The sequence below is a fragment of the Winogradskyella sp. A2 genome (genome assembly GCF_046762865.1).
GTDB lineage: Bacteria > Bacteroidota > Bacteroidia > Flavobacteriales > Flavobacteriaceae > Winogradskyella.
This window is the reverse complement of the sequence record NZ_JBKQXM010000008.1, coordinates 122,761-132,591: the sequence shown is the minus strand read 5'-3', so window position 1 is coordinate 132,591 and position 9,831 is coordinate 122,761. Positions and strand designations below refer to the sequence as shown.

The 9,831-nt window shown below is 33.9% G+C and carries 8 protein-coding genes; 6 read left to right on the top strand and 2 right to left on the bottom strand.

Annotated elements, in window-relative coordinates:
• The first annotated feature begins 49 nt into the window (after positions 1-49).
• The 6 genes from ACFWV9_RS14855 to ACFWV9_RS14830 all read left to right on the top strand — a co-directional run bounded on the left by ACFWV9_RS14855 (position 50) and on the right by ACFWV9_RS14830 (position 7,645).
• Positions 50-1,003: a tetratricopeptide repeat protein gene (locus ACFWV9_RS14855; protein WP_411896017.1), complete on the top strand. Its 954-nt coding sequence runs from the start codon at positions 50-52 to the stop codon at positions 1,001-1,003.
• Positions 1,004-1,120: 117 nt separating this feature from the next.
• A complete protein-coding gene (locus tag ACFWV9_RS14850) occupies positions 1,121-1,792 on the top strand; it encodes a TetR/AcrR family transcriptional regulator (protein ID WP_411896016.1) in 672 nt (223 codons plus the stop codon).
• 4 nt (positions 1,793-1,796) lie between these two features.
• Complete coding sequence (locus ACFWV9_RS14845) at positions 1,797-3,458, top strand: peptidase domain-containing ABC transporter (protein WP_411896015.1); 1,662 nt, start codon at positions 1,797-1,799, stop codon at positions 3,456-3,458.
• A gap of 11 nt (positions 3,459-3,469) precedes the next feature.
• Complete coding sequence (locus ACFWV9_RS14840; RefSeq protein ID WP_411896014.1) at positions 3,470-4,819, top strand: HlyD family secretion protein; 1,350 nt, start codon at positions 3,470-3,472, stop codon at positions 4,817-4,819.
• A 3-nt stretch (positions 4,820-4,822) separates the two neighbouring features.
• A complete protein-coding gene (locus tag ACFWV9_RS14835) occupies positions 4,823-6,226 on the top strand; it encodes a TolC family protein (protein ID WP_411896013.1) in 1,404 nt (467 codons plus the stop codon).
• A 66-nt stretch (positions 6,227-6,292) separates the two neighbouring features.
• The gene (locus ACFWV9_RS14830; protein WP_411896012.1) at positions 6,293-7,645 is read left to right on the top strand and encodes a UDP-N-acetylmuramate--L-alanine ligase; all 1,353 of its coding nucleotides are present in this window, start codon (positions 6,293-6,295) and stop codon (positions 7,643-7,645) included.
• Positions 7,646-7,649: 4 nt separating this feature from the next.
• Here ACFWV9_RS14830 and ACFWV9_RS14825 read toward each other — a convergent pair whose 3' ends face one another.
• Complete coding sequence (locus ACFWV9_RS14825) at positions 7,650-7,949, bottom strand: immunity 53 family protein (protein ID WP_411896011.1); 300 nt, start codon at positions 7,947-7,949, stop codon at positions 7,650-7,652.
• A gap of 23 nt (positions 7,950-7,972) precedes the next feature.
• Complete coding sequence (locus ACFWV9_RS14820; RefSeq protein WP_411896010.1) at positions 7,973-9,817, bottom strand: cystathionine beta-synthase; 1,845 nt, start codon at positions 9,815-9,817, stop codon at positions 7,973-7,975.
• Positions 9,818-9,831 lie beyond the last annotated feature (14 nt).

The window sequence follows — 9,831 nt, the reverse complement described above, 5'->3', positions numbered from 1 at the left end:
TTACGACTAATACTTTAATTGTATTTTTGTGATTGAAAGCCCTTTTGTTATGTTAAAATATGTTTGGTTTCTTTTTATTTCCTCAATATGCTTTGCACAGAGTCCTATTGACAAGGCCGAAATATTTATTTCAACAAAAAAATTCGTGAACGCCCAAAATGAAATGCAGAATTATCTAAAGTCTAATCCTGATGATGAAAAGGCTATTGAACTTTTGGGTGACTCCTTTGGGTACCAGAAAAAATGGGACAATGCGATAGAACAATACGAAATATTAAGGGATAATAACCCTAATAATGCAAATTATCATTACAAATATGGAGGAGCATTGGGTATGAAGGCACAAAGTATTAGTAAGTTTAAGGCGTTGGGTATTATAGGAGATGTAAAACGTTCGTTTTTAACTGCGGCCAAATTAGATCCTAAACATATTGACACACGTTGGGCCTTAGTAGATTTATACGTGTCTTTACCAGGTATTGTTGGTGGTAGTTTTTCTAAAGCTTTGAAATATGCTGATGAACTCGAAAAGCTATCAAAAGTAGATGGTTATTTAGCAAAAGGTTATGTGTATGAATATGATGACGAACCCGAATTGGCTGAAAAGTATTATAGGTTGGCTATTAAAGTTGGTGGTTCTGTAACCTGTTATGAAAAATTAACCAACTTTTATGATAATCAGAATCAACCTGATAAGGCAATTGGTATTTTAGAAGCATCTCAAGAAATCCATCAGCGTAATGCCATTCACTATCAAATAGGTAAAGTTTGTGCGGATTACAATATTCAATTAGATAAAGGCGAAAAGTGCCTTAATGCTTATTTAGCTAACCATTCTGCTAAGGATGGTGTGCCTAAAGAATGGGCCTATTATCGTTTAGCGCAGATTTATAGGCATAAAAAGGAAAAATCAAAAGCATTACTCTGGATCAACAAAGCCATCGCTGGACTACCAAAAATCGATATTTTTATCAAAGAAAAGGCTTTAATATCAGGGCTTTAGGTTAAATACATAAATTTTATTTATAAATATCATTATCATTATTTATGATACTAAATATTTGTTAAATACGTAAAATTGATAGTATTACTATTATATTTGCAATCAAATATTTTAATAATGATAAATTTACTATCCAATTTAAAGATTCAAGTTCCAGATAAGATCTACATAAAAGATCCTGAATCATCTGATTTAGGAAAGCGCATCATTCAACATAGTATTTTATTAATTGAAGAAATTGGCTTCGATAGCTTTACGTTTAAAAAGTTAGGTACTAAGATTGGATCTAATGAAAGTTCTATCTATCGTTATTTTGAAAGTAAGCATAAGCTTCTGCTTTATCTGACGTCTTGGTATTGGGCATGGATAGAATATCAATTGGTATTCGCCACATTTAATATGCCAGATAAACAAGAACAACTTTATAGAGCTATTGATGTTGTTACCAAAACTATTGAAGAAGATGTAGCATTTTCTCATATTAATGAAGTGGTATTAAACAAAATTATAATTAATGAGTATTCAAAATCTTACTTAACAAAAGAGGTAGATAGTGAAAACAAAGAAGGGTATTTTGTGGTATATAAAAGACTTATCAGTAGACTTAGTGACATGATTTCAAATGTTAATGAGGATTATAAATATGCTTCAAGTTTGGCGAGTACTATAGTTGAGGGTGCACTTCACCAACATTTCCTTAAAGAACATTTTAGTTCAATAACGGATTGTAATAGGGATATTACACCAACAGAGTTCTTTAAGGAATTAACAATTAAAGCTATTTCATAATAAAATGAATAATACTAAAGAAATTATGTCTCCATTACAGAGACTCATCGGTCTTTTACGATTAGAGAAAAAAGATTTATTGCAAGTTATTTACTATGCTATCTTTTCGGGTCTTTTGGCATTAACACTTCCGTTGGGAATACAAGCCATTATTAACCTTATACAAGGTGCACAAGTATCTACATCTTGGATTGTTTTGGTAATACTTGTAACAATAGGTGTTGCATTTGTAGGTGTTTTGCAGTTAATGCAAATACGGATTATTGAGACAATTCAACAACGAATATTTACAAGAGCGTCGTTTGAGTTTACATATCGTTTCCCTAAAATTAAAATGAACGAACTTCGCAATTACTATCCACCTGAGTTGGCAAATCGTTTTTTTGATACACTAAATATTCAAAAAGGGTTGGCTAAAATATTGGTAGATATCCCTTCTGCAGTATTGCAAATTATTTTTGCACTGATACTGTTGTCATTTTATCATCCATTTTTTATTGCTTTTGGTATTCTACTACTTATTCTAATATATGTGGTATTTAAGTTCACCGCTCAAAAGGGTATGGATACAAGTTTACAAGAGTCCAAGCATAAATATAAAGTTGCACATTGGATTCAGGAGGTTGCGAGAGCAGTTGTAAGCTTCAAATTATCGGGTAAAACTAACTTAGCAATTAATAAGAATGATGATTTGGTGAATGACTATTTAGAAGCTCGTGAAAGTCACTTTAGGATTCTTGTAATTCAGTTTATTCAGATGATTGGATTTAAAGTGGTTGTGACTGCTGGACTTTTGCTAATTGGTGGGTTATTAGTATTAAATCAAGAGATGAATATAGGTCAGTTTGTGGCTGCCGAAATCATCATATTATTGGTAATCAATTCAGTTGAAAAGCTCATTCTTGGCTTAGAATCGTTTTATGATGTATTGACGTCTTTAGAGAAAATGGGTCAGGTTGTTGATAAAGATATAGAAATGCAAGATGGGGATATGCCTGAATTTAAAGATAATTTTAGGTTAGAATTAGAAAATGTAGTCTATAAAGTACCGCAAAAAGAAAGACATATACTCAATAATATTTCATTAAAAATTGAACCTAAAAGTCGTATTCTGGTGCGTGGTGAAAGCGGTTCTGGTAAATCAAGTCTATTGAGATTAATTGCAGGTGTTATTGAACCCACACTTGGGAGTGTATTTATTGATGATTATTCATTAAAGAATATAAACCTTAACCATTACAGGTCTAAATTAGGATTATCACTTGCGGATGAAACGCCTTTTGAAGGCACTATTAGAGAGAATATCACATTCGGTAATGTAGAAATCTCAGATGAGCAATTATTATGGGCAATAGAAAAAGTTGGTTTAAGTCAATTTATCAAAGAAAGTTCTAAAGGATTAAATACGGTTTTATATCCTGAAGGCAAACAAATATCATTTACAGTTGCCAAAAAAATTGTTTTGGCAAGAGCAATAGTTAGCAAGCCAAAACTGTTGATTCTAGAAGACCCATTAGAGCATTTTGAGACAGGAGAAGTAGATAGAATTATTAATTTTTTGACGGACAGTTCCAATCCTTGGGCATTGGTCGTTGTTAGTATAAGTAATGATTGGTCTAAAAGCTGTACACAAGTTATCACACTTAAAAAGGGTGAAATTATTTAAAAAGAAAAGCAATGTTAAATATATCTCATAATCAACTTAACAAATCAGTAGATTTAACTAAATCTAAATCTGGTAAGCGCGTATTTCATGGTAGGTATTACAAATACTTCAATAGATTTTTAGGAGCCTTTGCTATCGTTGGTGTAATTATACTTTTCCTTCCATGGACTCAAAATATAACAGGTAGAGGAGAAGTAACAACATTAACTCCAGATCAGCGCCCTCAGACCATACAATCTCCTATTCCGGGCAGTATTAAGAAATGGTTTGTGAGAGAAGGCGAATATGTTAAGAAAGGTGATACGCTCTTACAAATTGAAGAAATAAAGAGTGAGTATTTCGATCCTAATTTGGTACAACGTACAACACAACAAAGAGATGCAAAGGCTTTTTCCGTAAAATCTTATGAGCAAAAAGTAAAAGCTCAAGATGTGAGAATTGGAGCGCTTAGAAACGAGCGTGTACTCAAGTTAGAACAAGCTCAGAATAAATTAATTCAATCCAGACTAAAAGTTGAAGCGGATAGTATTGATTTAGAAGCCGCAAAAATCAATTTAACCATTGCTCAGACAAAGTATAATCGAGCAGATTCATTATTTCAAGATGGTTTTACAGCATTAAGGAAGGTGGAAGACGCCAGAGTGAAATTGCAAGAAACACAGGCTAAACGTATTTCACAAGAGGCCAAACTGTTAGCAAGTAAAAATGAAGTTATTAATGCTCAGGTAGAAATATCTCGCGTTAGAGCTGAGTATTCGGATAAAATTTCCAAGGCAGAAAGTGATAAGTTTTCTGCACAATCAAGCCAGTTTGATTCTGAGGCACAAGTACAGAAATTAGAAAATGAGGTGTCTAATTATACAATTCGTAATAGTTTAATGTTTATGACGGCACCTTATAACGGATATATACAAACTGCCTTGAGAGGTGGTGTTGGGCAGACGTTTAAAGAAGGGGAAGAGCTTCTTGGTATTATACCAGCAGAAGTAGATTTGGCTGTTGAAACATTTGTTGAACCAATTGATTTACCATTAATCCATAAAGGTGAGAAGGTAAGGGTACAGTTTGATGGTTGGCCTGCAATTATTTTTAGTGGTTGGCCAAATGTGTCTTACGGTACCTATGGTGGTGAAGTTGTAGCTGTAGAACGCTTTATTAGTCCAAACGGAAAATTTAGAGTATTGCTTAAACCAGATCCAGAGGACCATCCTTGGCCAAAAGACGTACGTGCAGGTTCAGGAGCATTTACAATGGCACTACTAGATGATGTACCAATTTGGTTCGAGCTTTGGAGACAACTTAATGGTTTTCCACCAAACTATTATCAACCTATAGAGGATACTAAAACTAAAAAGAAATAAAACATGCGATTCAAACTACTAGTTATACTTGTTTGTTTTAGTTTTTTAAGTAGCGCACAAACAGAGGAATTATCAAACATTTTGCGGTTTGATGAGTATTTGGGCTACGTAAAGAAGTTTCATCCAATTGTTAAGCAGGCAGAACTTGTTATAGATGAAAGCCAAGCAAAACTTATGAAGTCACGTGGCGCCTTTGATCCGAAATTTGAGGTTGACTATGACCGTAAGAAGTTTAAAGGGACGGAATATTTTGACAGACTCAATGGTACATTTAAAATTCCTACGTGGTTTGGTGTAGAATTAAAAGCGGCCTTTGAGGAGAATACTGGTGATTTTTTAAATCCAGAAGCATTTGTTCCAGATGATGGCTTGTATAGTGCAGGTGTGGCAGTTCCTTTAGGTAGAGGATTATTGATAAATGATAGAATGGCATCTTTAAAACAAGCCAGGTTATTTAGAGAACAAGCTAAAGCAGACAGAGATATATTTATTAATAACATTCTATTTGAAGCATCACTGGTTTACTTTAATTGGTTAAAAGCATATAACGAATTAAGATTATTCGAAAACTTTTTGGTTAATGCTGAGTTGAGATATCGTGGTATTCTCCGTGGTGTAGAGTTGGGTGAAAATGCGCAAATTGATGCAACTGAAGCACGTATTGCTTTAAACAATAGAAAACTGAGTTTAGAACAATCTAAGGTGAAATTAATAAAGGCATCTTTAGAATTATCAACCTTTTTGTGGTTAGAAAATAATACACCTGTTGAGTTACAGCCAAATATAATACCAGACATCAATACAGAGCCAATTGTAGATGCTACTTTTAATATTAACCAATTAAGAGAAGATGAGGCTATTATTGAAGCACATCCTAAAATGATTTCATTAGATTATAAAATACAGGGCTTGGAGGTAGATACACGGTTGAAAGCAAATCGACTTTTACCAAGAATAGATGTTGAGTATAATTTTCTAACGGAAACACCAGAAGTCGCTCGGAGTTTGAATACGGCGGAATATAAAGGTGGTTTAAATATTAGTTTTCCGTTGTTCTTAAGAAAAGAACGTGGCGATTTAAAGTTAGCTCGAATAAAATTAACTGATACTGAATTTGAAAGAGATGCAACTCGTGTTAATCTTCAGAATAAAATTGATGCGCTAAAACAAGAGTTGAGTTCTTATGTTCTTCAGAACGATATTACAACTCAAATGGTTAGTGATTATGAAAGAATGCTTGAAGCAGAAGAGCGAAAATTTCAGTTAGGAGAAAGTTCTTTGTTCTTGGTAAATTCTCGAGAATCCAAATTAATCGACGGACAGTTAAAGGCCATCTCTATTCAGAACAAATTTTTTAACACAAAGGCCAAGCTATTCAATAGTTTAGCGGTGAATCCAGATTTGTAAAAAGTTAGTTCATAATTAACTACTTTGTAATTTGGAAATTGCTCCCTGTAGTTTGATATTTGTTGCATGAATGTACATTTTATTGCCATTGGTGGTGCGGCAATGCACAACTTAGCCTTGGCATTACATAATAAAGGCTATAATGTCACAGGTAGTGACGATACCATTTTTGATCCTTCAAAATCTCGATTAGAAGCCAAGGGATTATTACCAAAAGAATTTGGTTGGTTTCCGGAAAAAATATCTGCTGAATTAGATGCTATTGTACTAGGGATGCATGCTAAAGAAGATAATCCTGAATTGCTTAAAGCTCAGGGCCTAGGTTTAAAAATCTATAGCTATCCTGAATTTTTATACGAACAAGCTAAAAACAAAACCAGGGTAGTCATTGGAGGTAGCCATGGTAAAACCACCATAACATCAATGATCTTGCACGTGATGCATTATCATGACAAAGATGTGGATTATATGGTTGGTGCGCAACTTGAAGGTTTTGATGTGATGGTAAAGCTCACAGAAGACAATGACTTTATGGTGTTAGAAGGTGATGAATATTTGAGTTCACCAATAGACAGACGACCAAAGTTTCATTTGTACAAACCCAATATTGCCTTATTAAGTGGTATTGCTTGGGATCATATTAATGTTTTTCCAACTTATGAGAATTATATTGAGCAGTTCAGCATTTTTGTAGATTCTATAGTTACAGGTGGTAGTATTAATTATAACGAAGAAGATGCTGAAGTAAAGCGTGTTGTTGAAGCCTCTGAAAATCAGATAAGAAAAATACCTTACCAAACTCCGACTTATACGGTTGAAGATGGTGAAACTTTATTGGAAACACCAGAAGGACCAATGCCAATAGAAGTTTTTGGTGCACATAACTTAAACAATTTAGCTGGTGCCAAATGGATATGCCAGCATATGGGTATTGATGAAGATGATTTCTATGAAGCAATTTCTACTTTTAAAGGTGCAAGCAAGCGTTTAGAAAAAATAGCTGAAAATTCTAAAAGTGTTGCTTATAAAGATTTTGCACATTCACCTAGCAAGGTAGAAGCAACAACTGAAGCTGTAAAAGAACAGTACACTGATAGAACTTTAGTGGCTTGTTTAGAACTGCACACTTATAGTAGTTTAAACGCGGAGTTTCTAAAAGAATATAAAGGTGCTTTAGATGCTGCGGATGTGGCAGTGGTGTTTTACTCACCACATGCAGTTGAAATTAAGAAACTAGAGGAAGTTACAGAAAAGCAAATTTCCAATGCTTTTGAACGTAATGATTTAATCATTTACACCAATCCAAAGGATTTTAAAGACTTTCTATTCTCTCAGAGTTTTGATAACAAGTCATTATTATTAATGAGTTCTGGTAATTATGGTGGTTTGGATTTTGATGAGGTTAAGAAATTATTTTAAGCCACTATGTATTCTCAATCTTATCAATCATCTGCTTAAATAAATCTAATAGAAAATTGAGTTTACTGGCATCACCTGCTGCGAAAAATTTTGAGTTTTCAACTTTAACGCCATACCAATCTTGTCGGTTTATTTCATTGAGAATCCACTTTATTTCTAAATTGGCTATAGATGTTCTAGAAATATCAATTTCTACTTCCCAACCAGGTGCAGCTAATGTGGTAATTTGAATGACTTCATTTGTTTCCCATTCGCCATCGCATTGTGATGTAAACCAATCTTGTATCCATTCTAATATGTCCATATAAATTTGAGGTGTAATATTGATTAAATACTTTTAACAAACTCTAAAAACACAGCTTTATGGCGTTCCAAATCCAAATCTGGTGATAACGATGCACGTACAATATAATCTTTATCACCTTCTTTGGTAGTACCTTGAGTTGAAGTTGCAGGTATCGTCCAATAACATCCTTTTAATTGTCCATAACTTACACAGAACTTACTCTCGTTGGGTATTTCTGTAATCATTAAGTTGATGAGTTTTAAATTTAAAGCGCGTTTATAGCTTTCTCGCGCTTCTTCAGTATTACCTTTGGTTGGCAAGTCTAAAGAAAATACAGAAGGTGTAAAGTCCTGTGTTGCCAATTCCTCAGACACAAAATTAATTTTAGCTTTTGGTAAGTTGTCTTGAATAAAATTCACAAACTCACGTGTGTTTTTATAAGCATCTGCAATACGTTGCAGCATTGAAGGCAATTGTTCTGCCAATATTTTATATTGCAAATTCGTAGCTTCATTATCGCATAGGCTTAAATGCTGTTCTATGGTATCCAATAAAACCTCTGCTTTTTTGTTGGTGACGCAATAACCTGCTGTACATTTTCCGCCGCTTGGAAATTTTGAACCACTGGCATAAGCAATTGTTTTTACTGCCGATAGTATTTTACCCTCACCCAAAAAGTGAATGTTTGGGCAAAAGGTTTGGTCTAGAATAAAGACTGGTTCAATAGCAATATGACCTTCTAATGTTTTTCGTTCTTTGGTCAATACTGCTTTTAGCTCTTCCAAATTTGGAACTTCTACGCGCGGATTTGTTGGAATCTCAGCAATAATATAAGGCACTGCATCTTCATTGGCAACTATAGATAATACCCTATCAATACTTTGTACCATGTCATTATCACCATCTACAGGTAAATCTAAGATGTCTACATTATCGAGACAAGCAGCAACGCGCCTGGCTTGGTCATTGGTACCGCCATAACAATTTGGAGGTACTAAAAACTTAATGGCTTTTCCTGGATGGTTTTTTAGGGCATCATCAATTAATCCCATCATAATGGCGTACTGAACTGATAAACCACTAGATCCAACCAATGGTTTTGAAGTGGTGCCAGTTATGGTCTTAATTGAGTTTATAACACTAGTTTTATGAGTTTTGACATTACTCATGTCAATAATTATATCGCGCTGTTCACATAAAGCATTTAAAGCCACGAGGCAGTTGGCTGGTGTCATGGCAATTGTTTCACGTCTACGCACATGCTGGATTGCGGAGATATAACTTTTGGTTTCATCACTATTTATAATACAAACACTACCTAGATTAGGATATAGCTGTATATTAAAATCAATATTAGTATTAAGGGCAATGGTTTCAACTTTATTATGATTAGAAATGAAAATAGTACTACCATCAAACTCAGCAGTAGCATCTGCATTTTCAACTTTTTTTAGGTCAAATTTATAGCCATACACATCTCTTATCAGAGCTACATCAAAAAATTTCGGTAATGCGTCTGTATAAAGAATTTGTGTGTTTTTATGATCTAATAAGTTCTTTCTCAAAACTGCCAATATAGGAGTGATTTGAGAAGAAAAGCTTATCACATTTTTAGGATCGAGTTGGTACAACTTGGCAATTGCCCATTCTAAAACACAAGACAAAGGATGGCCTAAGCGAATATAATCATAAGCTGTTGGTAATTGGTCTAAGGCTACTTTATCAGAATTGTTGCTTTTGTAAAGGTTTTCAAAAGCTTCAGTAAACTCTGTTTTCGCTAATTTTTCATTATAAATATCTAAACGATGTGTAGTTAGGTTTAGCCAGTTGCTTGGTGTATGATGTAATACATTTTTTAAATAATTCAACAGGTTATGATTGTGCATGTTTTATAACTTTC

Coding starts and splice junctions, on each gene's coding strand:
- ACFWV9_RS14855 (WP_411896017.1), top strand. CDS start 50: ATGTTAAAATATGTTTGGTTTCTTTTTATTTCCTCAATATGCTTTGCA.
- ACFWV9_RS14850 (WP_411896016.1), top strand. CDS start 1,121: ATGATAAATTTACTATCCAATTTAAAGATTCAAGTTCCAGATAAGATC.
- ACFWV9_RS14845 (WP_411896015.1), top strand. CDS start 1,797: ATGAATAATACTAAAGAAATTATGTCTCCATTACAGAGACTCATCGGT.
- ACFWV9_RS14840 (WP_411896014.1), top strand. CDS start 3,470: ATGTTAAATATATCTCATAATCAACTTAACAAATCAGTAGATTTAACT.
- ACFWV9_RS14835 (WP_411896013.1), top strand. CDS start 4,823: ATGCGATTCAAACTACTAGTTATACTTGTTTGTTTTAGTTTTTTAAGT.
- ACFWV9_RS14830 (WP_411896012.1), top strand. CDS start 6,293: ATGAATGTACATTTTATTGCCATTGGTGGTGCGGCAATGCACAACTTA.
- ACFWV9_RS14825 (WP_411896011.1), bottom strand. CDS start 7,949: ATGGACATATTAGAATGGATACAAGATTGGTTTACATCACAATGCGAT.
- ACFWV9_RS14820 (WP_411896010.1), bottom strand. CDS start 9,817: ATGCACAATCATAACCTGTTGAATTATTTAAAAAATGTATTACATCAT.